At 58.8% G+C, this 25,879-nt stretch carries 23 protein-coding genes and 1 tRNA gene; 8 read left to right on the top strand and 16 right to left on the bottom strand.

The window, feature by feature from the left end; translation table 11 throughout:
* Positions 1-24 precede the first annotated feature (24 nt).
* Positions 25-3,468, bottom strand: a complete 3,444-nt coding sequence (putA, locus tag ALP8811_RS09865; RefSeq protein WP_108856941.1) for a bifunctional proline dehydrogenase/L-glutamate gamma-semialdehyde dehydrogenase PutA — start codon at positions 3,466-3,468, stop codon at positions 25-27.
* A 105-nt stretch (positions 3,469-3,573) separates the two neighbouring features.
* Here putA and ALP8811_RS09860 point away from each other — a divergent pair, with 105 nt between their 5' ends.
* Together ALP8811_RS09860 and ALP8811_RS09855 are read left to right on the top strand one after the other, a co-directional pair.
* Complete coding sequence (locus ALP8811_RS09860) at positions 3,574-4,047, top strand: Lrp/AsnC family transcriptional regulator (protein ID WP_108856940.1); 474 nt, start codon at positions 3,574-3,576, stop codon at positions 4,045-4,047.
* Positions 4,048-4,095: 48 nt separating this feature from the next.
* Positions 4,096-4,180, top strand: a tRNA-Leu gene (locus tag ALP8811_RS09855).
* Between the two features lie 84 nt (positions 4,181-4,264).
* Here ALP8811_RS09855 and ALP8811_RS09850 read toward each other — a convergent pair.
* The 7 genes from ALP8811_RS09850 to ALP8811_RS09820 are packed head-to-tail and all read right to left on the bottom strand — an operon-like array spanning position 4,265 to position 10,995.
* A complete protein-coding gene (locus tag ALP8811_RS09850; RefSeq protein WP_108856939.1) occupies positions 4,265-5,254 on the bottom strand; it encodes an ABC transporter substrate-binding protein in 990 nt (329 codons plus the stop codon).
* A 51-nt stretch (positions 5,255-5,305) separates the two neighbouring features.
* Positions 5,306-6,151: an ABC transporter permease gene (locus ALP8811_RS09845; protein ID WP_108856938.1), complete on the bottom strand. Its 846-nt coding sequence runs from the start codon at positions 6,149-6,151 to the stop codon at positions 5,306-5,308.
* On the bottom strand, positions 6,148-7,083 hold the full coding sequence (locus ALP8811_RS09840) for an ABC transporter permease (protein ID WP_108856937.1): 936 nt from the start codon (positions 7,081-7,083) through the stop codon (positions 6,148-6,150). The genes ALP8811_RS09845 and ALP8811_RS09840 overlap by 4 nt, the downstream gene beginning before the upstream one ends.
* Positions 7,076-7,864: an ABC transporter ATP-binding protein gene (locus ALP8811_RS09835; protein WP_108856936.1), complete on the bottom strand. Its 789-nt coding sequence runs from the start codon at positions 7,862-7,864 to the stop codon at positions 7,076-7,078. The genes ALP8811_RS09840 and ALP8811_RS09835 overlap by 8 nt, the downstream gene beginning before the upstream one ends.
* Positions 7,864-9,318 (bottom strand): dihydropyrimidinase, encoded by a 1,455-nt coding sequence (gene hydA, locus ALP8811_RS09830; RefSeq protein ID WP_108856935.1) that lies wholly within the window; start codon positions 9,316-9,318, stop codon positions 7,864-7,866. Before hydA ends, ALP8811_RS09835 begins: the two co-directional genes overlap by 1 nt.
* Positions 9,315-9,746 (bottom strand): contact-dependent growth inhibition system immunity protein, encoded by a 432-nt coding sequence (locus ALP8811_RS09825; protein ID WP_108856934.1) that lies wholly within the window; start codon positions 9,744-9,746, stop codon positions 9,315-9,317. The genes hydA and ALP8811_RS09825 overlap by 4 nt, the downstream gene beginning before the upstream one ends.
* Position 9,747: 1 nt before the next feature.
* Positions 9,748-10,995, bottom strand: a complete 1,248-nt coding sequence (locus ALP8811_RS09820; protein ID WP_108856933.1) for a Zn-dependent hydrolase — start codon at positions 10,993-10,995, stop codon at positions 9,748-9,750.
* A gap of 205 nt (positions 10,996-11,200) precedes the next feature.
* Here ALP8811_RS09820 and ALP8811_RS09815 point away from each other — a divergent pair, with 205 nt between their 5' ends.
* Together ALP8811_RS09815 and ALP8811_RS09810 are read left to right on the top strand one after the other, a co-directional pair.
* Positions 11,201-11,833: a TetR family transcriptional regulator C-terminal domain-containing protein gene (locus ALP8811_RS09815; RefSeq protein WP_108856932.1), complete on the top strand. Its 633-nt coding sequence runs from the start codon at positions 11,201-11,203 to the stop codon at positions 11,831-11,833.
* Positions 11,833-12,459 carry a TetR family transcriptional regulator C-terminal domain-containing protein gene (locus ALP8811_RS09810; protein WP_108856931.1) on the top strand — a complete coding sequence of 209 codons (627 nt, stop codon included), beginning with the start codon at positions 11,833-11,835 and terminating at the stop codon, positions 12,457-12,459. Before ALP8811_RS09815 ends, ALP8811_RS09810 begins: the two co-directional genes overlap by 1 nt.
* On the opposite strand, the gene ALP8811_RS09805 is transcribed toward ALP8811_RS09810, so the two are convergent.
* From ALP8811_RS09805 to ychF, 4 genes are all read right to left on the bottom strand, one after another.
* A complete protein-coding gene (locus ALP8811_RS09805; protein ID WP_108856930.1) occupies positions 12,440-13,294 on the bottom strand; it encodes a DMT family transporter in 855 nt (284 codons plus the stop codon). The genes ALP8811_RS09810 and ALP8811_RS09805 overlap by 20 nt on opposite strands.
* Positions 13,295-13,337: 43 nt before the next feature.
* Positions 13,338-14,642: an NAD-dependent dihydropyrimidine dehydrogenase subunit PreA gene (gene preA, locus ALP8811_RS09800; RefSeq protein ID WP_108856929.1), complete on the bottom strand. Its 1,305-nt coding sequence runs from the start codon at positions 14,640-14,642 to the stop codon at positions 13,338-13,340.
* Positions 14,642-15,982, bottom strand: a complete 1,341-nt coding sequence (locus ALP8811_RS09795; RefSeq protein ID WP_108856928.1) for an NAD(P)-dependent oxidoreductase — start codon at positions 15,980-15,982, stop codon at positions 14,642-14,644. Before ALP8811_RS09795 ends, preA begins: the two co-directional genes overlap by 1 nt.
* 199 nt (positions 15,983-16,181) lie before the next feature.
* Positions 16,182-17,279: a redox-regulated ATPase YchF gene (gene ychF / locus ALP8811_RS09790; RefSeq protein WP_108856927.1), complete on the bottom strand. Its 1,098-nt coding sequence runs from the start codon at positions 17,277-17,279 to the stop codon at positions 16,182-16,184.
* Between the two features lie 100 nt (positions 17,280-17,379).
* Between ychF and ALP8811_RS09785 the strand changes: the two genes are divergently transcribed.
* Together ALP8811_RS09785 and trpA are read left to right on the top strand one after the other, a co-directional pair.
* Positions 17,380-17,796, top strand: coding sequence for a VOC family protein (locus tag ALP8811_RS09785; protein ID WP_108856926.1), 417 nt, complete (start codon positions 17,380-17,382; stop codon positions 17,794-17,796).
* Positions 17,797-17,855: 59 nt separating this feature from the next.
* Positions 17,856-18,647: a tryptophan synthase subunit alpha gene (gene trpA / locus ALP8811_RS09780; protein ID WP_108856925.1), complete on the top strand. Its 792-nt coding sequence runs from the start codon at positions 17,856-17,858 to the stop codon at positions 18,645-18,647.
* A gap of 11 nt (positions 18,648-18,658) precedes the next feature.
* Here trpA and ALP8811_RS09775 read toward each other — a convergent pair whose 3' ends face one another.
* Together ALP8811_RS09775 and ALP8811_RS09770 are read right to left on the bottom strand one after the other, a co-directional pair.
* Positions 18,659-19,876, bottom strand: coding sequence for an NAD(P)/FAD-dependent oxidoreductase (locus ALP8811_RS09775; RefSeq protein ID WP_281260705.1), 1,218 nt, complete (start codon positions 19,874-19,876; stop codon positions 18,659-18,661).
* Positions 19,877-19,993: 117 nt separating this feature from the next.
* On the bottom strand, positions 19,994-20,500 hold the full coding sequence (locus ALP8811_RS09770; RefSeq protein WP_108856923.1) for a DUF2478 domain-containing protein: 507 nt from the start codon (positions 20,498-20,500) through the stop codon (positions 19,994-19,996).
* Positions 20,501-20,596: 96 nt separating this feature from the next.
* Here ALP8811_RS09770 and ALP8811_RS09765 point away from each other — a divergent pair, with 96 nt between their 5' ends.
* Positions 20,597-21,460 carry an urea carboxylase-associated family protein gene (locus ALP8811_RS09765; protein ID WP_219928723.1) on the top strand — a complete coding sequence of 288 codons (864 nt, stop codon included), beginning with the start codon at positions 20,597-20,599 and terminating at the stop codon, positions 21,458-21,460.
* Positions 21,461-21,528: 68 nt separating this feature from the next.
* Positions 21,529-23,004: a cell envelope integrity protein CreD gene (gene creD, locus ALP8811_RS09760; RefSeq protein WP_108856922.1), complete on the top strand. Its 1,476-nt coding sequence runs from the start codon at positions 21,529-21,531 to the stop codon at positions 23,002-23,004.
* A gap of 56 nt (positions 23,005-23,060) precedes the next feature.
* Here the strand turns inward: creD and deoD are convergent, their stop codons facing one another.
* Positions 23,061-23,765 carry a purine-nucleoside phosphorylase gene (gene deoD / locus ALP8811_RS09755; protein ID WP_108856921.1) on the bottom strand — a complete coding sequence of 235 codons (705 nt, stop codon included), beginning with the start codon at positions 23,763-23,765 and terminating at the stop codon, positions 23,061-23,063.
* Between the two features lie 110 nt (positions 23,766-23,875).
* The gene (locus ALP8811_RS09750; RefSeq protein WP_108856920.1) at positions 23,876-25,840 is read right to left on the bottom strand and encodes an ethylmalonyl-CoA mutase; all 1,965 of its coding nucleotides are present in this window, start codon (positions 25,838-25,840) and stop codon (positions 23,876-23,878) included.
* Positions 25,841-25,879: the final 39 nt, after the last annotated feature.

Genomic DNA, 25,879 nt, shown 5'->3' with positions numbered 1-25,879 from the left:
CCACCGGGTCAAGTCACCGGCCGTTCAGGCCTTGGTTTGGGCTAGCATCAGTAGCTCGGCATTGCCGCCAGATGCTGTTGTGTCGACGCAGAGATGACGTTCATGGGTCACCGTTTCTGCCGTTGGTGCGCCGGTGATCAGGGGCAGGATGGCCCCCGTGCGTTTGGCCAGCGCGGTGGCGATTTGGCGCGCCATATCGTCCGCGCCCCAGAAGACCACGCCACCGATACCGGCGATTTCTTCAAGGGTGTCCGATCCCAAGTTAGGGGCCAGAACGGCGGTGCCGCCTAGTGCCTCAATCGCGGATTTCTGTGCCTGCGCCGCGGCAGTTCCCGGTCCCACGCATAAAAAAGGTTCGCGAGGGTGAACGGACAGTTGGTTCAGCTCTCCGGTCGGGCCGGGCAGGCGGGAGGACGAGAGCGTCTCGTCGCTGCGCGCCTTGGCAATCAAATCGGCCAGCGCGTCCTGGGTTGGTGCAACACCGCCATCATCTTCATGCCGATCGGCCAAAGCCGCTTGGCAAAAACGATCCATGTACATCGGGCCACCCGCTTTCGGGCCGGTACCCGACAGGCCTTCACCGCCGAAGGGCTGCGAGCCGACGATGGCACCGATCTGGTTGCGGTTCACATAGGCGTTGCCCACATGCATCCGGTCACAGACATGCTGCACCCGGTCGTCAATTCGGGTGTGCAGTCCGAAGGTCAGGCCATAGCCGGTGGCGTTGATCGCGTCGATCACCTGATCCAGTTCGCTCGCCTTGAAGGTGGCAATGTGCAGAACCGGGCCAAAGATCTCGCGTTTCATATCCTCGATCCCATTTACGCGGATCAGGGTCGGGGCAATAAAGAAGCCGCCTTCGGGTGCGGTCAGCTCGTGCGCGATGCGGCCCTCGGTACGGGCGGCGTCTATATAGGTCTTGATGCCCTGATATGCCTCGTTATCGATCACCGGTCCAAGGTCGGTGTGCAGGTGCCACGGGTCATCCTGTTTTAGCTCGATCATTGCGCCGACCAGCATGTCCGTCATAGCGTCGGCCACGTCCTCTTGCACGTAAAGGCAGCGCAGGGCCGAACAACGTTGGCCTGCGGATTGGAAGCTTGAGGCGACAATGTCGCGCACGGCTTGCTCGGGTAGGGCGGTCGAGTCCACGATCATCGCATTCAAGCCGCCGGTTTCGGCAATCAGAGGGGCCGATGGCGCCATGTTGGCGGCCATGGCGCGTCGGATAATCTGGGCGGTTTCGGTCGAGCCGGTGAAGGCCACGCCGCCGATCCGCGCATCAGATGTCAAAGCCGCGCCGACCGTCGCACCGTCACCCGGCAAAAGCTGCAGAACCTCGCGTGGCACGCCCGCTTGATGAAGCAGTTTCACAGCCTCATAGGCGACCAACCCGGTTTGCTCGGCGGGTTTGGCCAGCACGCCATTGCCCACGGCCAAAGCCCCGGCGATCTGGCCGGAGAAGATGGCCAGCGGGAAATTCCACGGCGAAATACAGGTGAACACGCCGACGGGTGCGCGGGCGTGATCCTCTACGCGGCTGGCGTAATACCGCAGAAAATCAACGGCTTCGCGCAGTTCGCCCATGCAATCCAGCCAAATTTTCCCCGCCTCGCGCGAAAGCAAAGCGAAGAAGGTGCCAAGGTTTTCCTCATAAAGATCCGCAGCGCGGTTCAGGACCTTAGCGCGTTCCGCAGCGCTGGCATCCCAAGCTTTGGCAGAGGCCAAGGCAGTTTCGACGTCTTCAGCGCTCGCCCATGTGATCTGGCCGATTGGCGCATGGGTCGACGGGTTCTTGACCATCACGACGGGTCCACCTTTGGGTGTGCCTGCGATCAACGGAGCGCCGGTGAAGTCCGTATCGGCATACGTCCCGCGTGCGACCTCGATCTGAGCCAGATGCGGATCATAGGTCAGGTCCAGACCCATCGAGTTCTTGCGTGCCCCGAAAATCTCGGGGCCGGTGGGAACATGCGGCGCGTCAATGGCGAGGGCATCGAACGGGCAGGCGGCGACCTCTTCGGGTGTGACGCTTTCATCGACGATCTGGTTCACAAATGAACTGTTCGCACCGTTTTCCAGCAGACGCCGCACCAGATAGGCCAGCAGGTCGCGATGCGCACCTACGGGCGCATAGATACGACAGCGTGTCTTGTTCCCGTCCATGATGATCTGGTGCAGGCTCTCGCCCATGCCATGCAGGCGCTGGAACTCATATGCCTGCGTGTCAACGCCCGAAGTCTGCGCAATGTCTAGAATGGCGGCTGCCGTGTGGGCGTTGTGGGTGGCGAACTGCGGATAGATGCGGTCGGTCAGACCCAAGAGCTTCTTAGCGTTGGCGATATAGCTGACGTCGGTCGCAACCTTGCGGGTGAAGACGGGAAATCCTTCCAGCCCTTCGACCTGCGCGCGCTTGATCTCGCTGTCCCAATAAGCACCTTTAACCAGACGAACCATGATCTTGCGGTCCAAACGCTCGGCGGTTTCATGCAGCCAGTCGATCACGGCACCTGCGCGGTGGCCATAGGCCTGGACCACAACGCCAAACCCGTCCCATCCGGCCAGTGCGGGGTCTTCCAAAACCTTCTCGATCACGTCCAGAGAGATCTGCAGGCGGTCGGCCTCTTCCGCGTCGATGTTGAAGCCCATTCCTGCCGATTTCGCCAGCTGTGCTAGCGCCGACACGCGCGGGACGAGGGTTTCCATCACACGTTTCTGCTGGCCACGTTCGTAGCGGGCAAAGAGTGCAGACAGCTTGACCGAAATGCCGGGGTTCGACCGGATGTCGTCTGATGTGCAGGCGTCCGCAATTTCAGAAATCGCCTTGGCATAGGCCATCTGATACCGGCGTGCGTCGCTGTCTGTCAGCGCGGCTTCGCCCAGCATGTCATAAGAATAGGTAAAGCCCTTTTCCTCCATCTTGGATCCGCGTTTCATCGCGGCCCCGATGGTTTCGCCCAACACGAATTGGCTGCCCATTTCCTTCATGGCGCGACCAACTGCGGTGCGGATGACGGGTTCACCTAGACGTTTCACGGCCCCGCGCAACGCGCCGGCGATGCCTGGTTCACGGTCCTCAAGAACTTTGCCGGTCAACAGCAGCGCCCAGGTCGAGGCGTTCACAAGCGACGAAGACGAGCGGCCCAGATGCTTGCCCCAATCCGACGGCGCGATCTTGTCTTCGATCAGCGCATCAATGGTCTCCGCATCAGGTACGCGCAGCAAAGCCTCGGCCAAACACATCAGCGCGATGCCTTCGTCAGTGGACAGGCCGTATTCGGCCAAGAAGACCTCCATCAAGCCGGGATCCGAGCTTTCACGGATGCCTCGCACCAGCTTCGCGCCACTGGCTGCAATCCGCGCGCGGTCGGCGTCGGACAGATTTGCGGCGTCCACAAGGCCAGCAATATGGCGTTCCTCATCCGTGTAGGCGAGGTCATCAATCAATCTGCGCAGATCGGTGGTCATGCGGATCTCCTTACTTGTCGTTGTGACTATCATATCTCAAAATGGCTGGTCAAAATGACTGAAAATATGCTAGGTATGGAAAAGAATATCTGAAAGGTGTGAGAATTGCAGGACGAATGGAAAGTCGAGTTTGATCGCTTCGATCGTTTGATTCTGGATATTCTGTCGACAGACGGGCGGATTTCGATCACCGATCTGGCGGGGAAGATTGGCTTGTCGAAATCGCCGACGCAGGCGCGTTTGAAGAAGCTTGAGAAAACCGGCGTGATCACCGGCTATCGCGCCCAGATCGATCCGATCCGTATGGGTCGCGACCATGTCGCCTTTGTCGAGGTCAAGCTGTCAGACACGCGCGAGGCCGCGCTGAGAGCCTTTAACGAAGGGGTCGCCGCCATTCCCGAGGTCGAGGAGTGCTATATGCTCGCCGCCCATTTCGACTATCTCTTGAAGGTACGCACGCAGGACATGCGCGATTATCGCCGGGTTCTGGGGGAAAAGATCAGCTCTCTGCCACATGTGGCGCAAAGCTCGACGCATGTGGCGATGCAAGCGGTGAAGGAAGATGGCACTTCGCTGTGATCTGCCGTTGCCCCTTCCGATCTTTGGCGCTAGGAAAAAGAGCGCTGTGCGGGCGTGATGGAATGGTAGACATATCGGACTTAAAATCCGAAGGCCTTGTGCCGTGTGGGTTCGAGTCCCACCGCCCGTACCAGCGACATTTTCGGCCGGTCTAAGGCTTGAATAGAAAAACGGCGCACCCGATAGGATGCGCCGTTTTCGGTTTTATATCAGGGAATTACTTCAGTGCGGCATCGGTGATGGCACTGGTCCATGCCCCTTCAGGCGCCTTGGTGATTACCGGATCCGAGCCACCGCCCAACAGCGTTTCGACAGTGCGTTGGTATGCAGCTTCGTCCAGCGATCCGTTCGACCCGGCGGTTAGCTTGCCGATTTCGCCAATCATGCGGATCTGGTGGGTCTCGGTCTGGGCGCCGGTTTCGTCATAGTCCAGAATGATCCCGGCTGCGGCCTCGGCGTTATCTTCGGCCCATTTCCAACCCTTCATCGAGGCGCGCACGAAACGTTCCATCTTATCGGTGAAGGCGGCATCCGACAGGTTCTCTTCCAGAACATACAGACCGTCTTCCAGCGTCGCGACGCCTTGGTCTTCATACTTGAAGGTCACCAGTTCGTCCGGGCTGACACCTGCATCAATGACCTGCCAGTATTCGTTATAGGCCATGGTCGAAATACAGTCGGCCTGACGCTGCAACAGCGCGTCCACGTTGAACGCTTGCTTCAGCACTTCAACCCCAGTTTCGCTTTTGCCATCGGTGGACAGGCCTAGCTTGGACATCCAGTTCATGAAGGGGAATTCATTGCCGAAGAACCAGACGCCAAGGGTGCGGTTGGCCAGATCGGCGGGCGAGGAAATACCAACGTCCCCCCAGCAAGTCAGCATCATGCCCGATGACGCAAAGGGTTGGGCGATGTTCACCAGCGGAAGACCTTTTTCGCGTGCTGCAAGGGCTGCGGGCATCCATTCAACGACAACATCCGCGCTGCCACCTGCAATCACCTGCGTGGGGGCAATATCGGGGCCGCCGGGCAGGATGGTGACGTTCAGGTCTTCTTCTGCGTAATAGCCATTCTCAAGCGCCACATAATAGCCAGCGAACTGGCCCTGTGTGACCCATTTCAGCTGCAGTGTGACATCATCTGCCGCAGTCGCCGCACTTGCGCTGACGGCAAGGGCTGCTGCGCCGATCATTGATTTAAGTTTCATGTCTCTCTCCTTGTTGAATTCTTTTTTTGTTTGGTTTTCGGGTTGATTTACTCAGCCTCTTTGTGACGGGTGCCAGAAGGTCACCTTCTTTTCTATGAATGCGACGATGCCGTAAAAGGCAGTGCCTGCCAATGCGGCGACGACGATCTCGGCCCAGACCAGATCAATCGACAGGCTGCCGACACCCGTTGAAATCCGGAACCCCATGCCGCGGGTAGGGGATCCAAAGTATTCAGCCACAATTGCACCGATCAGGGCAAGCGTCGCGGCGACTTTCAGCCCGTTGAAGATAAAGGGCATGGCGGCGGGAATGCGCAGTTTGAGCAGCGTTTTGAAGTATCCAGCCGCATAGGTCTTCATCAGGTCGCGCAGCATGGCGTCGGTTTCGCGCAACCCCTGTACGGTGTTCACCAGCACAGGGAAGAACACCATTACAACCACCACGGCGGCCTTAGAGTGCCAGTCAAACCCGAACCAGCTGACCAGAATGGGGGCAACGCCGACGATGGGCAGAGCCGCCACGAAGTTCCCGATGGGTAGAAGCCCTCGTGTCAGGAAGGGAGATCGGTCGATCAAGACCGCCACCACAAACCCCGCGAGCACACCCATCAGATAGCCGCGTAGCGCGCCTTTCAGGACGGTCTGGACGAAATCTTCCCACAACATGCCGGTCGAGTTCGCGAAGCGCTCGGCCACGGCTGAGGGGGCGGGCAAAATGGCGGGTGAGATTGCGAAGCTGTGGACCACGGCCTCCCACAGCACAACGATGGTGAGGCCAAACAGGATCGGCACAGTGTATTTTACCGCTGTCGTGTCCGACAGCCGCGAGCGGACAAGGGCGATATTGGCGCCCCAGGCACCTATCCAGAAGACAAAGGCGAAGATCATCCAGCTCATGTGCGCATCCCCATCTTGCGCAACAAGACATGCTGCGTTCGGTCTAGAAGCGTGACCAGTACACCGGCCAAAATGGCGGCAGCGAACAAGGCCGACCAGATCGCCAAGGGTGTACCGAACTGATCTCCGATCAAGATCCGTGCGCCCAACCCGCTGATCGCACCAGTCGGCAACTCTCCAACGATGGCGCCTACAAGGGCCGCAGCGACGCCGATCTTAAGCGACGTGAACAGATAGGGCAGGGACGCTGGAACCCGCAGTTTCAAGAACTGCTGCTGACCCGAGGCCGAGTAGGTCTTCAAAAGGTCCAACTGCTCGGCGTTGGGCGCGCGCAGCCCCTTGATCATGCCGACCATGACCGGGAAAAAACACAGGTAGGACGAGATCAGCGCTTTGGGAAACCCGCGCCCTTCAATCCCCGCCTGAGATGACAGGACGATGATCATCGGGGCCAGGGCCACGATGGGCACGGCTTGCGAGATGATGGCCCAAGGGACCAATGACATCTCAAGCACGCGAGATTTCACGACCAGAACGGCGCCCAAGATGCCGACCGAGGTGCCCAGCAAAAAGCCCCAGAAGGTTGATTGCAGGGTGATCCAGCCGTGATAAATCAGCGACCGTTTCGACCAAGTGCGCCCTTTCAGGATCATTGCGCCTGTGGTCTTCCACAATTCTTGCCCCACCTGTGCAGGTGTCGGCAGGCGCGGCCGATCAAGGTCATAGCCCCCAGCGATATACGCACGATTATTGGCCATCAGTGACAGAACCGAGGCCTCGCGCCGCTCTAGTGCGGTGGTCGGAGTGACGTCCGCGCCAGCACGTGCGGCCTGATCCAACGTGACGCGGATGTTCATCGGCGCCACCGCCAGAAACCAGATCACCAGAATGCCGAAAAGCACGGTCAGGACAGGGAATAGCGTTCTAGTCATAGGAATGTCCTGCGCGAAGTCCTTCACGAACACGATGTGCCACGTCCAGAAACTCTTGCGTGTCGCGGATGTCCAACGGTCGTTCAGCTGGCAGAGGGCAGTCGATCACGTCGGAAATCCGGCCCGGGCGCGGCGACATGACAACGATCTTGGTCGATAGATACACGGCCTCGGGGATCGAGTGGGTGACGAAGCAGATGGTTTTCTGCGTCTTGGCCCAAAGCTTCAGAAGCTGCTCGTTCAGGTGATCACGCACAATCTCGTCCAGCGCGCCAAAGGGTTCATCCATCAGCAGGATATCCGCGTCGAACGCCAGCGCACGTGCGATCGAGGCACGTTGTTGCATCCCACCGGACAGCTGCCACGGGAACTTCTTTTCAAACCCCTCCAGATCGACCAGCTCAAGCACGCGCTTGATCCGCTCGTCTTGTTCAGCCTTGGGATAGCCCATGATTTCCAACGGCAGGCGCACATTGCGCCCGATGGTCCGCCATGGGTAAAGCCCCGCGTGTTGAAACACATAGCCATAGGCGCGGGATTGGCGTGCCTCGTGCGGGGTCACGCCGTTGACCGTAATCTTACCGCCCGTGGGGGCTTCCAGATCCGCCATGCAGCGCAGAAAGGTGGTTTTGCCGCAGCCCGAGGGGCCGATGAAGCTGACAAAATCACCCTTCTTGATGTCCAGCGACACGTCTTTTAGCGCATGTACTGGCCCGTCATTGGTCTGAAAGGTCAGATCAAGATTTTCTGCCTTGATTACCGTATCCGAAGTCACGTGCATCAAACTCCCGTTGCAGGAATGCCTGTCCGTTTGACAGGCTGGGGTGCGGTCAGTTCTTTCCATTTGGAAAGCGCGGTGTTGACGGTGGCGTTAGGCTCGCGGGCGACAAACTCGCCGTGGCCTTCCTGTGTGCGAATGTCTCCGTCATGCACCGCGACCTGACCACGTGTCAGGGTGAAGCGCGGCAGGCCTTTGACCTCGTGTCCTTCGAAAACGTTGTAGTCGATCGAGGATTGCTGACTACCAGCCGCGATGGTCTTGGACTTCTCAGGATCCCAGACCACAAGGTCAGCATCTGCGCCGACCAGAACAGCACCCTTGCGCGGGTAACAGTTCAGGATTTTCGCGATATTGGTCGAGGTCACGGCGACGAATTCGTTCATCGTCAGACGGCCCGTAGCGACACCGTTTGTCCAGAGCATCGGCATCCGATCTTCAAGCCCGCCGGTGCCGTTGGGGATCTTCGTGAAGTCGCCCACGCCATAGCGTTTCTGCTCGGTCGTGAAGGCGCAGTGGTCGGTGGCCACAACGCTCAGAGAGCCTGACTGCAGACCAGCCCACAGGCTGTCTTGGTGCTTCTTGTTGCGGAACGGGGGCGACATGACGCGACGCGCGGCGTGGTCCCAATCTTTGTTGAAATACTCGCTTTCATCCAGCGTCAGATGCTGGATCAGCGGCTCGCCCCAAACGCGCTTGCCCTGCATGCGCGCGCGGCGGATGGCTTCGTGGCTTTCCTCGCAAGAGACATGCACGACGTAAAGCGGTGCACCGGCCATATCGGCAATCATAATAGCGCGGTTGGTGGCCTCGCCTTCGACCTGAGAGGGGCGGGAATAGGCGTGCGCTTCAGGTCCGGTGTTGCCTTGGGCCAGCAGTTTAGCGGACAGCTCGGCAATCACGTCGCCGTTTTCGGCGTGCACCATGGGGGTCGCGCCCAGTTCGGCCAGACGGTTGAATGAGGAGTAGAGCTCGTCATCATTCACCATCAGCGCGCCCTTATAGGCAAGGAAGTGCTTGAAGGTGTTGATGCCGCGCTCCTGCACGACGGTCTGCATGTCGTTAAACACCTGCTCGCCCCACCATGTCACGGCCATGTGGAAGGAATAGTCGCAGTTCGCGCGGGTCGATTTGTTGTCCCAACGCTTCAGCGCATCCAGCAGGCTTTCACCTTGGTTGGGCAGGCAGAAGTCGACCACCATCGTGGTGCCGCCCGCCAGACCGGCGCGCGTGCCACTTTCGAAATCGTCTGAGGAATAGGTGCCCATAAAAGGCATTTCGAGGTGCACATGCGGGTCGATCCCGCCGGGCATGACATAGCAGCCAGTGGCGTCGAGGACCTCGTCGCCCTTCAGATCTGGGCCGATCTCGATGATCTTTCCATGGTCGACCAAGACGTCTGCCTTATAGGTCAGGTCGGCTGTCACAACGGTTCCGTTTTTGATGACTTTGGTCATGTTTTTATTCTCCTTGTCGGTTCGGCCGCACGTTCTTCGATACTAAGAAACGCGTCTTTGACCGGCCAGATTTGCCCAACGGCCTCTTCCAAATTTGTGATAAGAAGGTAAGCTAAGCTCCAATCCTCTTCATGTGTTCTCCAATATTCTTTGGGAACACGAAGGACTTGCGCGAAAAGATCACCCTCCATCTGGCGTCCAAAAATCACGGGATTATTCGAAAGTATCTCGAGTGCTTTAGGGACGAGGTAAGTGAGTGCGTCAGGCTCGTTTCTGAGCAGTGCTACAATATCTGATGGAGTGAGATCCCTTAGTGGCTTCATGCACGCGCGTTCACAACATTCGATCAAAAACGTCTCATAGGGAGGGAGATTGCTTTCCCTCTCTAAAAATTGATTGATTGATTCTGAGGTGTCGTGCGGTTTCATCTCACTCCACAATCTCCGCCGTTTCCAATACAGCATGCATCAACACATCCGTGCCGGCCGCCGCCCATTCCTTGGAAATGTCCTCGGCCTCGTTATGGCTCAGGCCATCCACACAGGGGCACATGATCATAGCGGTCGGATAGATCTCGTTGATCCAGCAGGCGTCGTGGCCCGCGCCGGACACGATGTCCATATGGCTATAGCCTAGCTCTTGCGCCGCATCGCGCACGGCTTTCACACAGCCCTCATCAAAGGCGGGCGGGTCGAAGGTGCCGACCATTTCCCAGCTCATCTCGACGCCAATGTCAGCACAAAGCTTCGGCGCGCGCTCGTCAAACTCCGCGATCATCGCGTCGATCACCTCTTGCAGGTGCGAGCGGAAATCGACCGTGCAGACGACCTTGCCGGGGATGATGTTGCGCGAGTTCGGATAGACGTCGACATGACCGATGGCCCCAACCGCGTTGGGCTGGTGCTTCATGGCGATCTCGTGGACCAGTTCGGTGATCAGCGCCAAGCCCCGGCCCGCGTTGATCCGCATGGGCATGGGGGTCGAGCCCGTGTGGCTTTCCTTGCCGATGATGGTCACTTCCAGCCAGTTCAGCCCTTGGCCGTGGGTGACGACACCGATGTCTTTGCCTTCGGCCTCCAGAATGGGGCCTTGTTCGATGTGCAGTTCAAACATCGCATGCATCTTGCGGGCGCCGACTTCCTCGTCGCCGACCCAGCCAATGCGTTTCAGCTCGTCGCCGAACTTTTTGCCCTCGGCATCTTCGCGGTCATAGGCCCAGTCCTGCGTGTGCTTGCCAGCAAACACGCCCGAGGCCAGCATGGCGGGGGCAAAACGCGTGCCTTCTTCGTTGGTCCAGTTGGCAACGACGATCGGGTGCTTCGTTTTGACGTTCAGGTCATTCATCGTGCGGACTGCTTCCAATCCGCCAAGCACGCCAAGCACGCCGTCATATTTGCCACCGGTGGGCTGCGTATCCAGGTGCGAGCCCATATAGACGGGCAGGGCGTCGGGGTCTTCGCCGGGGCGGGTGGCAAACATGTTGCCCATCGTGTCGACGCCCATGGTCATGCCGGCGGCTTCGCACCATGTTTGGAACAGCGCGCGCCCTTCGGCGTCTTCATCGGTCAGTGTTTGGCGATTGTTGCCGCCTGCGATGCCCGGGCCGATCTTGGCCATCTCCATCAAACTGTCCCACAGCCGATCCGCATCGATGCGCAGGTTTTTCCTGTTGGTCATATTCATCTCCCTTTGGGTACACATGAATGTGTATGCGGAATTTAGATTCCGTCTTGTCATCAGGCTGGATGATTTCTGCACGATCGGTCAACATTTTTCTGAACGATCGTGCGAATTGTTCTGTTTTCTGAGGAAATCTCGTGCGAAAAGGTAAAGAACTGCGCGAAAGTTACGCAGAATTAAGGTGTGAAGTGTTGACGTAAGTATGGCGACAAAAGGCATTCAAAGCCGCAATCGGCAGGAAATCACGGCGCGGATTCTAACCGCTGCTGAACGCGTGTTCGCCGAGTTCGGGTACGCAGGCGCCTCGATCAGCCGGATCGCGGCACAGGCGGGCATTCCGAAATCCAACGTGGTCTATTACTTCGAAACCAAGGAACTTCTTTATCGTCGCGTCGTGGGCGAGATCTTTGACATCTGGCGCGCGGCGGCAGACAGCATCACCGTCGACAACGATCCGATCAGGGCGCTGGGCGACTATATCGACACCAAGCTCGATCTGGCGCGAACGCGGCCCTATGGCTCGAAGGTCTGGGCCAATGAGATCATTCAGCGCGCGCCGATTGTGCAAGACTATTTGGAAGACGAGCTGCGGTCCTGGACGGAAGACCGGATCATCGTGATCGAGGCGTGGATCGAACACGGGCAAATCCGCCCGATCAGTGCGCGCCATCTGCTGTATGCGATCTGGGCGACTACCCAGCATTATGCGGATTTTACCCATCAGATCACCACGCTGAACGAAGGGGTCGAGCTGACGAACCGGCAGTGGGACGACACGAAAACGGCGGTGAAAGACCTGCTTCTGCGTGGCGTTGAAAAGCATGGTGGCGCGTAATGGCGCGGGCGGGAACAACAGCGCGTAAGACGCGCAATCAGATGGAAAAGCGGCAGGCGATCTTCGAAGCCGCACTGGATGTTTTCTCGGAAAAAGGCTTGCGTGGCGCGACGTTAGAGCAGGTGGCGAAGGCCGCCGGGTTGTCCAAGCAGAACGTGGTCTATTACTTCGCCGGCAAGGATGAGATCTATGCCGAGCTTCTGGAAAGCCTGCTTCAGAAATGGGTGCAGCCGTTGCATGATCTGACGGCGGATGGCGACCCGATGGACGAGATCCTGACCTATGTCTCGCGCAAGGTGCAGATGTCGCGCAATATGCCCCGCGAAAGCCGCTTGTTCGCGACGGAAATCCTGCATGGCGCCCCGCGCCTGGGAGAGGTTCTGCCCACCGATCTGAAAACTCTGGTCGACGAAAAAGCCGCCATCATTCAGGGCTGGATGGACGCGGGTAAGCTTGCGCCATTAGACCCGCATCACCTGATTTTTTCGATCTGGGCGATGACGCAGCACTATGCGGATTTCGACGTTCAGGTGCGCTCGGTTCTGGGACCGGATCGGTCAGCAACGCGGTTCGAGGATGCAGAAGCCTTCATCAAGGATATGTTGATCAGGACGCTTCGGCCTTAAGCAGCATCAGAAGCGCCAGAAGGGTAGCAAAGACACCCAAAAGCAGCATCAGCGGCTGTGTTTTTCCGTGCAGCAGAAGATCCCATAGGACCACCCAGCTGGGCACCAGGTAGGTATAAGCCATGACCTTGCCCGCTGGCAGGCGCTGGGCTGCATATTGCAGCAGGAAAAAAGACCCGGCTGTGGCTGCAACCGCCAGATAGATGATCACCAGCCAGACTGCCGGACGTAGGGCAGCATAATCCGTCGCAATCAGGTCCGGCGCGCCGTAGATCGCCGTGACAATCAGTGCGCCTAGGATGGTCCCGAGCGATGTCTGGACGGGTTTCACATCGTGGGCCAGCTTGCGGGCGAGGGCTGGCACCATCGCATGGGCGAAAGCGCCCAGTGTGAACAGGGCCTCGCCGAAGCCGATCTCGAACCGCAGAAGCGCGTTTAGATCAGCGCGGAAGATCACCCAGACTGCCCCCACAGCGCCTATGGTTAGGGCGATCAAGGTCCAGCGACTGGCGTACTGGCGGGCAATGACATAGCCGAACCCCGCAGCCATCAGAGGTGTCAGGGTGAAGACAGCGGCGGTCGACACGGCAGAGGTGACGCGCAGAGCTTCGAACATCGTGATGAAATAGACGGCCATCAGACCGCCCATCAGGCCGAAACGCCAGAAGCGGTGGAACACTGGGGCAAGCGGCACTCGCATCGCCTTTGCGACAGCCATCAGCAGCAACGCGGCCAAGGCAAAGCGTACGGTGCTCAGTGCCGCAGGGGCCATGTCGCGCGCTACGATATGTCCAAAGGTGAAGGACAGCGATACCAGCATTGAAAAGCTGAGCATCGCCAAATGGCCCTGCCACGTGGGCGGCAGGGCCGAAGGGTTTTTACTCCGCAGCGGCTGAGCTGGGGTTGTTGGGGTGGGTTGTCCAGTTCGCATACTCATCCGCAACAGGCTTTCCGGTCCGTTCATCCATGGCGCCGGGCGCGATGGTTTCCATCGTGATGCAGCCTTCGACGGGGCAGACATTGACGCACAGGTTGCAAGCAACGCATTCATCGTCTTTCACATCAAAGACACGGTCTTCGGACATGGTGATTGCCTGATGCGAGGTATCTTCGCAAGCGGCAAAGCAGCGACCGCATTTGATGCAATCGTCCTGATTGATCCGCGCCTTGGTGACGTGGTTCAGGTTCAGATACTGCCAGTCCGTCACATTGGGAACAGCGCGACCTACAATTTCATCAATCGAATTGTAGCCCTGTTCGTCCATCCATTGGCTGAGGCCCGAGATCATCTCTTGCACCACTTTGAAGCCATAGGTCATGGCCGCGGTACAGACCTGTACGTTACCTGCGCCAAGCGCCATAAACTCGGCTGCGTCACGCCATGTGGTTACGCCGCCGATGCCTGAAATGGGCAGGCCATGCGTGCTAGGATTGCGTGCAATCTCGGCCACCATGTTCAACGCGATGGGTTTCACCGCCGGGCCGCAATAGCCACCATGCGTGCCTTTGCCATCGATCATCGGTTCGGGCGACATGGCGTCCAGATTAACGGACGTGATCGAGTTGATCGTGTTGATCAGGCTGACCGCATCCGCGCCACCATCTTTTGCCGCCTGAGCAGGCATCAGAATGTTGGTGATGTTGGGCGTCAGTTTCACGATCACCGGCAGGTCAGTGGCTTCTTTACACCACCGGGTGACCATCTCGATATATTCGGGAACTTGGCCAACAGCCGATCCCATACCGCGTTCGGCCATGCCATGCGGGCAACCAAAGTTCAGCTCAAACCCGTCACAACCGGTTTCTGCGATGCGTGGAATGATCTCTTTCCACGCGGCTTCTTCGCAAGGCACCATGACCGAGGCGATCAGCGCGTGATCAGGATAATCCTTCTTCACGCGGGTCATCTCGTCCAGATTGACCTGAAGCGGGCGGTCGGTAATCAGTTCGATGTTGTTCAGGCCAAGCAACCGTCGATCGGCGCCGTGGATCGCGCCATAGCGCGGACCATTCACGTTGACGACGGGCGGTCCTTCCTCTCCGAGGGTTTTCCAGACCACGCCGCCCCAGCCAGCCTCGAACGCACGACGGACATTGTATTCTTTGTCCGTCGGCGGGGCCGAGGCCAGCCAGAACGGGTTGGGAGATGAAATTCCTAGGAAGTTTGATGTCAGATCGGCCATTAGCTTGCTCCCATCAATGAGGTGTGGATGTCCATGGCCGCATCGCGACCTTCGGCAACGGCGGTAACAGTCAGGTCATCTCCGCCCGAGGCACAGTCGCCCCCGGCCCAGACACCTGTTGCGCTTGTGCGCTGGGCGTCGTCGACCTTGATCTTGCCGCCATCCAAGGCCAGCGCGTCGGGTGTGTTGCCCAGCTTCTGACCGATGGCTTTAAACAGTTGATCGGCGGGCAAGGTAAATGTCTCGTCCAGCGTAACCAGCTTGCCGTTTTGGGTTTCGGTATACGCAAAGGTGACGCCGGTTAGCGACCCGTTGCCTTCAACGCCCACAGGGGTCGCATTGCAGATCAGGGTCACGCCCTTCTGCTGCGCAAGCTCCTGTTCGAAACTCGAGGCGGCCATCGCCTCTTGTCCGCGGCGATACACGATTGTGACCTCTTCCGCGCCCAGCAATTTGGCCTGCACGCCCGCATCAATCGCGGTCATACCGCCACCGATAACGACAACGCGGCGACCGACGGGCAGGGAGGTCAGATCAGACGCCTGACGCAGTTCTGCGATGAAATCAACGGCGTCCGAGACGTTGCCCTTGTCCTCGCCGTCCATTCCCAATGCGTTCACGGCCGACAATCCCATACCAAGGAACACTGCATCAAAATCGCTTTGCAGCGCGTCCAGCGTGATCCCGTCCCCAAGCGATTGGCCATAGCGGATCTCGATCCCGCCGATGGAGAGAAGCCAGTCTAGCTCGCGCTGGGCGAAGTCGTTGGTGGATTTGTAGGCGGCGATGCCGAACTCGTTCAGGCCACCACCTTTGGGGCGGCTTTCAAACATCACGACGTCATGGCCCAGCATGGCCAGACGGTGGGCGCAGGACAGGCCTGCGGGGCCAGCGCCAACGACGGCAACCGATTTTCCGGTTTTGTCTGCGCGGGTGAAAGGATGCGTGTTTGATGCCATCAGCGTGTCGGTCGCAAAGCGCTGTAGACGTCCGATCTCGACCGGCTTGCCTTCTGCGGTTTCCCGCACGCAAACCTCTTCGCACAAGGTCTCGGTCGGGCAGACACGAGCGCACATGCCGCCGAGGATGTTCTGGTTGAGAATGGTCTTCGCCGCGGCCTCGGGTGTGCCGGTGGCGATCTGCCGGATGAACAACGGAATGTCGATCGAGGTTGGGCAGGCGGTCATGCATGGTGCGTCGTGGCAGAAATAGCAGCGATCCGCTGCGACCAATGCCTCGTGCCCATCATATTCCGGGTGAAGATCTGTAAAGTTGTCGGCTACTTGCGTCGGGTCTAACCGCCCGGCTGCAACGCCGTTTTCCCTGTTGATATGTGCCATAGCTGGTTCCTTGGATTGGCTTTGGTGCAATCAGTAGGGCATAGAATCAAAAGTTTTACCAGATGGTAAAATTAATTTCTGTTGGCGGGGAAATTAATCTCCGCACGGGAACGCGGGGCGCGGACACGTGCACGCCACCAGAAACAGAAAAAGCCGCGACGAGCGGTCGCGGCTTTAGTTGTTTGGAATCTAAGTAAGATTAGGCGTTAAACAGGAAGTGCAGCACGTCGCCATCTTTAACCATATAGCTCTTGCCTTCGGCCCGCATCTTACCCGCTTCTTTCGCGGGGCCTTCACCGCCCAGTTCGACATAATCGTCATAGGCGATGGTCTCGGCCCGGATGAAACCACGCTCGAAATCGCCGTGAATCACGCCGGCTGCCTGCGGAGCCATGGTGCCCTCGCGGATGGTCCAGGCGCGGGCCTCTTTCGGGCCGACGGTGAAGTAGGTTTCCAGATGCAGAAGCTCGTAACCGGCACGGATCAGGCGATCCAGACCAGCTTCGGTCAGGCCGAGCTCTTCCAGAAACATTTCCATGTCATCGTCTTCCAGCTGGCTGATCTCTTCTTCGATCTTGGCGGAAATCACGACGGATGCAGCACCCTGCGCCGCCGCCATGTCTTCGACTGCTTTCGAATACGCATTGCCGGTGGCCGCGTCGCCTTCGTCTACGTTGCAGACATAGAGGATCTTCTTGGTGGTCAGAAGCTGCAGCAGATTCCACGCTTTCTTGTCTTCTTCATCCACGTCGACCGTGCGGGCGGGTTGGCCGTTTTCAAGCACTTCCTGTGCGGCGGCCAGAAGACGATCCTGCTGTTGGGCGTCTTTGTCGTTGCCCTTGAGCTTGCGCACCAGGCCCGCGCGGCGTTTTTCGATGCTTTCTAGATCGGCCAGCATCAGCTCGGTCTCGATCACTTCGGCGTCTTCGACCGGGTTCACGCGCCCATCGACGTGGGTCACATCGCCATCATCAAAGCAGCGCAGAACGTGGGCAATCGCGTCGGTTTCGCGAATGTTGGCCAGAAACTGGTTGCCCAGCCCTTCGCCCTTCGAGGCACCTTTCACCAGACCTGCAATGTCCACAAAGGTCATGCGGGTGGGGATGATCTCTTTCGACGATGCGATCGCAGCCAGTTTATCAAGGCGCGCATCGGGCACGTTCACTTCGCCCGTATTGGGCTCGATGGTGCAGAAAGGGAAGTTGGCAGCCTGTGCGGCAGCCGTTTTGGTCAGTGCGTTGAACAGGGTCGATTTGCCCACATTCGGCAGACCCACGATACCCATCTTGAAACCCATCACGGCCTCCGTCGTTGAAATACTCGCGCGTTCTAGGGCTTTGACAGGCTGGGCGCAAGCATGGTGGAGTGGGAAGGCATGAAATGGAGGAGGATGACTGATGCAACCTATTCCCTATGTTTTTTTCAAAGACCAAGCACGCGCTGCCATGACCCGCTATGGCGAGGTTTTCGGAACGGCGCCCGAGATCATGTCATTCAAGGACATGCCAGACGAAGATCGTGCCCAAATGCCCGGTGTTCCGGATGATGCGGTGATGCACGCCGGATTGGCCATCGGAGACGGCTGGCTGTTTGCCAGCGATGATCCCTCGGGCGAGACACCCGAGATGGCGGGCTGCAATGTCTGCGTGTCGCTTGCGGGTGACGACGAAACGCGTCGCGTGTTCGATGCCTTGGCAGAAGGTGGCGAGGTGCGTATGCCGCTTGCACCGATGTTCTGGACATCACTTTTTGGCACGCTGACCGACAAGTTCGGCGTGCGTTGGATGATTATGGCGGACAGCGATTACCAGTGAGGCATTGATTTTCCCGTCCCGCTTGGGCAAACCGGGCTGGACCAAGAAGGGGATCACGCATGACTCGCATCGACGCCAAGTTTGCCGCGCTTAAGGAAAAGGGCCAGAAAGCCTTTGTTGCTTACATCATGGGCGGTGATCCCGATGTGGAAACCTCGCTTGAGGTCATGAAGGGACTGCCTGCGGCGGGTGTCGACGTGATCGAACTTGGCATTCCTTTCACCGATCCGATGGCGGATGGTCCAACCATTCAGCTGGCGGGACAGCGCGCGCTTGGTGCAGGTGTGACGCTGCAAAAGACGCTGGATATGGCGGCTGAGTTTCGCAAAGAAGATGACACCACACCAATCGTGCTGATGGGCTATTACAACCCTATCTACAATCGCGGCGTGGACAAATTTCTGGTCGATGCGAAGGCAGCTGGCATTGATGGCCTGATCGTCGTGGATCTGCCGCCGGAAGAGGATGACGAACTGTGCATCCCGGCGCAAAAAGCTGGGTTGAACTTCATTCGTCTTGCGACCCCGACTACTGACGATAAACGTCTGCCGAAGGTTCTGCAGAACACCTCGGGCTTTGTTTATTATGTATCGGTGACCGGCGTGACCGGTTCGGCCGAGGCGCAAACCGGAGACGTCGGACCGGAAGTGGCGCGTATCAAAGCCGCAACCGATATTCCGGTGATCGTTGGCTTCGGCGTAAACACACCCGAAAAGGCCGAGGCGATTGCTAGCGTGGCCGACGGCACCGTTGTTGGGTCAGCCATCGTGTCGAAGATCGGCGCAGGCGAGTCCGTCGACGATATCTTGTCGTTCGTCAAAACGCTGGCTGACGGCGCGCACCGAGGGTGAAGCGCGGCTGATCAGATTACGGCGCTCTCGCCAAAGGGGGTGCCAGTGACGATCCGCTCGTATCCAAACGGCGACAAGACCATGGTGCGATAGCTGCCATGGACGATAAGCTCGGCCAATCCGCGTCCCATGGCGGGGGCCTGTTGCAGTCCGTGACCCGAGAACCCGTTGATAAAATGGAAGTTTTCCAGCTCGGGGTGCGGGCCAAGAATGGCGTTCTGATCCAACGTGTTATAGGCATAATGCCCCGCCCATTCGGTGACGATTTTCAGCGCCTCGAACTGCGGGATGCGGGTGGCGATATGCGGCCAGACATGGGTTTCCCAGATGCTGTGATCCATGTGGAAATCATCCGGCGCGACAGCGATGTCGTCATGGGGTGCTGCGCCGACCATATAGGTCTCGGGGCCGTCCTGACGAAAATGGATTCCGCTGGGGTCGACGGTCAGGGGTAGGGGGCGGTCCAGCGGGTTAGCCGCGCTGAAGACCCAAGTGAAGCGTTTACGCGGTTCGATCGGGACGTCCAGCCCGGCCATTTTCGACAGGAACGCCGCGCGCGGCCCGGCGGCGTTGACCAGGTGGCCGCATCCGATCTGTGTGCCGTCGGAGAGTGTGACGGAAGTCGCGCGTCCGCCCTCGGTCTGAACGCCCGTGACCTCGCCCGACAGGTATTCGACACCCGCCTCGATGGCCTTGCGGCGGAACCAGTCAAACAGTGCGCCACCGTCCCAATAACCTTCATCGACCGCCCCGTGGCTGCCCAGAATGATGTCGTCCAGATCATAGAACGGATAGGCCTCGGCCAGTTCATCGCGGGTCAGTATGCGGGTGCCAGCACCTAGGGCCACTTGCATGGCTTGGGCGGCCTTCAATTCCTCGGCCCGCGCGTCATTGTCTGCCAGATAAAGGTATCCGAAATCTTGCACGCCGATGTTCTCGATCCGCGCATCGCCGCCCATGTTGGCACGCAGGTCTTTGATGAACTGAAGTGTGAATTGTGAAACTTTTACGTTCAAAGCTTCGGAAAACTGCTGGCGAATACAGGAATTTGTATGGGCGGTTGAACATTGCGCAAAGCTGGGATCACGCTCGATCACCAGAACACGCCCGTTGAAATCCGTGTCTTGCGACAGCCACCACGCGACCGAAGATCCCATGATCGCGCCCCCAACAATCACGACGTCATAGCTGCTGTGTTCGGGTTGGGTGCGGAAAGACCGTTGGCTCACGGAAGGCTCCTGTCGATGGGATGGGGTCGGCGTGGCACGCCACGAGTCAGCGCAGGTTAGCGCCGGGTCACGCATGAGGAAAGATCCTGTGACGGGAAATTGTCGTGGAACGTCAGGTCATTGGCGTCCGGTTGCCGAAAGCGCCCAATTCAACACGGCGTCATGTTCGGGCGTGATTTCTTCCGCCTCGCCCACGAAGGCCATGAACGCATCGCGCGATCCTTCGCTTAGGCCGATGATGGCGGGGATGTCTTGTGCCAGCGCTTGCCCCACCGCTTCGCGGAAACCACGCCCTTCGGCCTCTTGCTTGCCGAACTTGTTGACGATCAGAAGATCCGCGCCATCGCGTAGGCGTTCCTCGGTTTGGCCCACGGCGGTTTCCAGCGCCTCGGGGTTCAGCTTGCAGCCACGGGCATTGGCGCCAAGATACTGGCTGATGCGAATTTTAGGCCCGTCCGGCAGCACCAACACATCCATGTCGCAGTGGTGTTCTTCGGCCCGTTCGGTGTCCAGCTGGACAGTCCCGCACAGGGTCACACCTTTGTCGGCCAAAGCCTGCGCTACACCCGCCAGCAGAAGGTTCGTCGTACCCCGACCGGGCGCAATTACATAAGCAAGTTTCATCGGTAATCCCTTCGCCACTGACTTGGCAATCTTGCAAGGGCTTGTCAATTGCTTGGGCCACGTGTCTTGATGCGATCAGACAATCGGAGTGCTTTTATGAAACCCCAGATCCCATCACATGCGCCGCCCGCAGATGCCGATGCCCGCAAAGCAGTGAAGCCCGTCATTTGCTATCCGGTGGACAGTCTGACCGCACCGGCTCTGGAGTTGTACCAGCGCGCCCGTGCGACGGCGCAGAAGGTCGATGAGGTTCTGATCCCGGCCCGTGACGCGCGCACGTTCAGCGTGCCTGCCGGACAGTTCTTCCGCATCTCTTCAGTTGAAGGGTCGCAGGTGGGGGACTTGAACTTGTGGAACGCAGATGACCTGAACGAGCGGTTCTATTCCGGCAAGACCCGTGCCTTGCATGGCACGCATTTGTCTGTCTCTGACCGGATGTGGACCAGCTTCCCCGCCATGCGCCCGATGGCGACGATCATCGACGACACGCTGGATTGGTATGGCTTCGATGAATTTGGCGGCTCGGTCCATGATGTGATCGGTACGCGCTGCGATCCGTACACGAACAACCTGCTGTCCGGCGGGCAGTATCATCATTGCTGCCATTCCAACCTGACCCGTGCGTTGGCCGACCATCTGGGGTGTACGCTGGACGCGGCACAGCCGCATGTGCATGACGTGCTGAACGTCTTCATGTGCACCGGGTTCACCCGCGACACAGGACAATACTTCATGAAAGCCAGCCCCGTCCGTCCCGGAGATTACCTTGAATTCTTTGCTGAAATTAACCTTCTGGGCGCACTTAGCGCTTGTCCCGGCGGCGATTGTTCAGACGAACACAGCTCGGACAGCGCGGCTTGCCACCCGCTGTTGGTCGAGGTGTTCGCACCAGAGAACGGCGCGCTGGGTGAATGGCGGTCCCCGCATGTGAACGGCTATGACCAAAGCCACGGACGCTAAGGAAAACCGCAACTTGAATGTCGCGTCTCAACCCATAGTGTAGAGTAGTGCAGTAAAAGGAGTATGCCATGCGATCCCTCGGCTGGCGGTTTATTATTGTGGGCGTTCTTTGCCTTGTGATGTTCATCCCTCTGATGATGGTGTCGGACATCGTGAATTCTCGACGTCACTATTCCGAAGATACGATCCGGTCAGTTGGTCAGGAATGGGGCGGACAGCAAACGATCTCGGGGCCAAGCGTGGTCATTCCGGTCAAGGCCCGCGTGACTGTGACCGAGCTTCACAATGTGATCGACGAGGCCACTGGCCTGGTCATGCGCGACAAGGAAACTGGCGAGAACCTACAAAAACTGGTCGAGGTTGAGCGGATCGAAAGCCGGCAAGCGCTTTATGTTTATCCGGATGTGTTCGACGTCAAAATCACGACCGAAACCCAGATGCGCCACCGCGGCATCTTCCAAGTGCCTGTCTATCAGGCGCAGGCCAACATCGCGACCGAGTACCCGTTTGACCGAGTTGAGGCTCAGCTGGACGAGAATGAATTTGCTGTCTGGGACGAAGCAAGCCTACGTCTGACCGTCAGCTCGAACCGCGCGTTGCGCGGCGAAGCACGTCTTACATCGGGTGCGGACGAAATCCTGATGGAGCCCTTGGGCGATGCCGCGGGTTTGACGGCGCTGTTGCCTGGCGGCAAAGACCAAACGAAGTTTGATTTGGTTCTGGGGCTGAACGGTGCTGCCGAGTTGCGCGTGGCCCCGGTGGGGCGGATCTCGACGGTTGAGATGAACAGCGACTGGCCGGATCCCAGCTTTGGTGGTGCATTTCTGCCCGACGGGTCCGAGATTTCCGAGACAGGGTTCCAAGCCAAATGGACAATCCCTCATTTGGCACGCAGCCTGCCGCAAATCTCGCGACAGGATTACGAGCAGAGCGCGCGGCGGGACACGTCTTTTGGTGTCAGCTTCTATCAGCCCAATGACTTCTATCAGAAAGCGTGGCGCGCGGCGCGCTATGGCATCCTGTTCGTGTCGCTGACCTTCCTGACGGTGCTTCTGATGGATATGCAAAGCAAGAAACCAGTGCATCCGGTCCAATACCTTCTGATCGGTCTGTCACAGGCCGTGTTTACGCTTCTGATGCTGGCCTATGCCGAGCAGGTGGGCTTTACCGTTGCCTACATCGGGTCGGCGGCGGCCTTGATCCTGTTGCTTTTGATGTTTGGGCGCTTCGCATTGAAGCTTGGAAGCCGGACGTGGGTTTTGGGGGGCATGTTGGTGCTGCTTTACGCAGTGCTCTATCTGATCCTCTATTCGACCGACTATGCACTTCTGGCGGGCGCCACGCTGGCCTTCGTGGCGATCGGGGCGACCATGTACGCCACGCGGAACGAAGAGTGGTACGGCGAAGATGGACCGGGGCCTGGATTGTTTGCCCGACGTACGGCAAAAAAGGCAGTGGCACGGTCTAGCCCCGTAGCGACACCAAATTCTGAGGGACCGTGGCGTGCATCACCTTCGGATGACACGCCGAAAGAGGACCAATAACGAATAAAAGAGGCGCCGAAAGGCGCCTCTTTCGCATTCAGGATGATCGTGTGCGGTCAGGCGAAGGCGGCCTCAAGTGCAATCTCAACCATATCTCCAAAGGTCTTCTCGCGTTGGTCCGAGGGCAACGCCTCTCCGGTTTGCAAGTGATCAGAAACCGTCATGATCCCCAAAGCCCGTACGCCATAGCGGTTGGCCAGCGTGTAAAGTTCGGCGGCTTCCATCTCGACCCCCAGAATGCCGTGGCGGGTCATCTCTTTGTTCAGGTCTGGGCGTTCGTCATAGAACGTGTCCGAACTGTAGATCCCACCCACATGCACGCCGACATCGCGGCCACGTGCGGCTGCAACAGCGGCTTCCAAAAGACCGTAATCAGCGCAGGGCGAGTAGTTCAGCTCTCGAAAAATGGTGTTCGACGGCGTGCCCACGGTTGTGCAGGTCATCGCGATCACGACGTCACGAACTTTCACATGAGGCTGCATGCCCCCGCAAGACCCGATGCGGATCAGCGTCTTCGCACCGTAATCGCGGATCAGCTCGTTCGCATAGATCGAGATCGACGGCATTCCCATCCCAGATCCCTGAATGGTCACGCGGTTGCCCTTGTAGGTGCCGGTAAAGCCCAGCATCCCGCGCACTTCGTTGACCAGTTCTGCCCCTTCAAGAAAGGTTTCAGCGGCCCAGCGCGCCCGATAGGGGTCGCCCGGCATCAGAACGGTTTCTGCGATTTGGCCCTGTTCGGCCCCGATATGGACGGTCATGTCACACTCCAATCTTTGTTTGAGGTGACGGTAGCGCGAAGTCCTGAAAAGGAAAAGGCACCTGCCGCGCGGGCGACAGGTGCCGTTTGAATTTAAGTGGGCTTGTTGGCTTACTCAGCCGCGACCGAGCTGGGGGCCACAAGCGTCACGATGTCTTCCATGATCGTGTTCAGCTCGAAATCTTTCGGCGTATAGACCTTGGCCACGCCCATTGCGCGCAGACGCTCGGCGTCGTCGTCGGGAATGATGCCACCGGCCACGACAGGAACGTCGCCCAGACCAGCGTCTTTCATCCGTTCGATCAGCTCTTCCAGAAGCGGAATGTGGCTGCCCGACAGGATCGACAGGCCGACCACGTGGGCTTTGGTTTCCAGCGCCGAGGCCACCAGCTCTTCAGGCGTCAGGCGGATGCCTTCATAGGTGATATCCATGCCACAGTCGCGGGCGCGGGCGGCGATTTGTTCGGCACCGTTGGAGTGTCCGTCCAACCCCGGTTTGCCCACAAGGAAGTTCAGGCGACGACCAAGCGCGTCTGACACGGCGTCGACGCGGCTACGGATTTCATCCAGACCTTCAGTGCGGTTCGAGGGGTTCTTCGACACGCCGGTGGGTGCGCGATACTGGCCAAACGTCTGGCGCATCACTTCGCCCCATTCGCCGGTGGTCACGCCCGCTTTCGCGGCAGCGATGGACGAGTGCATGATGTTCTCGCCGGACTTGGCGGCGGCGCGCAGGGCGCTCAAAGCGTCATTCACGGCGGCGTCGTCACGATCAGCACGCCACTGTTCCAGACGCGCGATCTGGTCAGCTTCGGCTTCTTTATCGGCAACCATAATGGCGCCGTCACCCGCAGTAAGCGGGCTTTCGGTGGTTTCGAGCCATTTGTTCACGCCAACGACGGTGGTCTCACCAACCTCGATTTTGCCGATGCGGGCAGCGTTGGAGTCCACCAGACGCGACTTCATGTATTCGATGGCTGCAACCGCGCCACCCATGCCGTCGATCTGGGCCAGCTCGGCGCGGGCACCGTCTTTCAGTTCGGCCACTTTGCGTTCCACGGCGGGGTTTTCGTCAAAGAGGTCGTCGAATTCCAGAAGGTCGGTCTCATAGGCCAAGATCTGTTGCATACGCAGGGACCACTGCTGGTCCCACGGGCGGGGCAGGCCAAGAGCTTCGTTCCATGCAGGCAGCTGCACGGCACGTGCGCGGGCGTTTTTAGACAGGGTAACGGCCAGCATCTCGATCAGGATGCGGTAGACGTTGTTTTCCGGCTGCTGCTCGGTCAGGCCAAGGCTGTTCACCTGAACGCCATAGCGGAAGCGACGGAACTTGGGGTCTTCGACGCCGTATCGCTCGCGGGTGATCTCGTCCCACAGCTCGACGAAGGCGCGCATTTTGCACAGCTCGGTAACGAAGCGGATGCCGGCGTTCACGAAGAACGAAATACGGCCAACCATGGCGGGGAAGGCCTCGGCGGGCACTTTTTCCTTCAGGTCGTCCAGAACGGCGATGGCGGTGGCCAGTGCGAACGCCAGCTCCTCCTCTGGCGTCGCACCGGCTTCCTGCAGGTGATAGGAACAGACATTCATCGGGTTCCATTTCGGCAGGTGTTCGCGCGTGTAGGCAGCAACGTCGGTGATCATGCGCAGCGACGGCTTCGGCGGACATACATATGTACCGCGCGACAGATATTCTTTGATGATGTCGTTCTGAACGGTGCCCTGAAGCTTTGAGATGTCCGCGCCCTGTTCCTCGGCGGCGGCAATATAAAGCGACAACAGCCAAGGCGCCGTGGCGTTGATCGTCATCGAGGTGTTCATCTGCTCAAGCGGGATGTTGTCAAACAGCGCGCGCATGTCGCCCAGATGGCTGAGCGGAACGCCAACCTTGCCTACTTCTCCGCGCGACAGCTTATGGTCACTGTCATAACCCGTCTGGGTCGGCAAATCGAAGGCGACCGACAGACCCGTCTGACCTTTGGCCAGATTGGTGCGGTACAGCTCGTTCGAGGCCTTTGCGGTCGAGTGACCCGCATAGGTGCGGAAAAGCCAGGGGCGGATGGTATTCGAGGACATGGCAGAGACTCACCTTATGTTGCGCTGCAGCATTTTTAG

The sequence above is a fragment of the Aliiroseovarius pelagivivens genome (assembly GCF_900302485.1).
In the GTDB taxonomy this organism is placed as follows: Bacteria; Pseudomonadota; Alphaproteobacteria; order Rhodobacterales; family Rhodobacteraceae; genus Aliiroseovarius; species Aliiroseovarius pelagivivens.
Note: the sequence above shows the minus strand (reverse complement) of the source record. Positions and strands in the feature narration are given on the sequence as shown.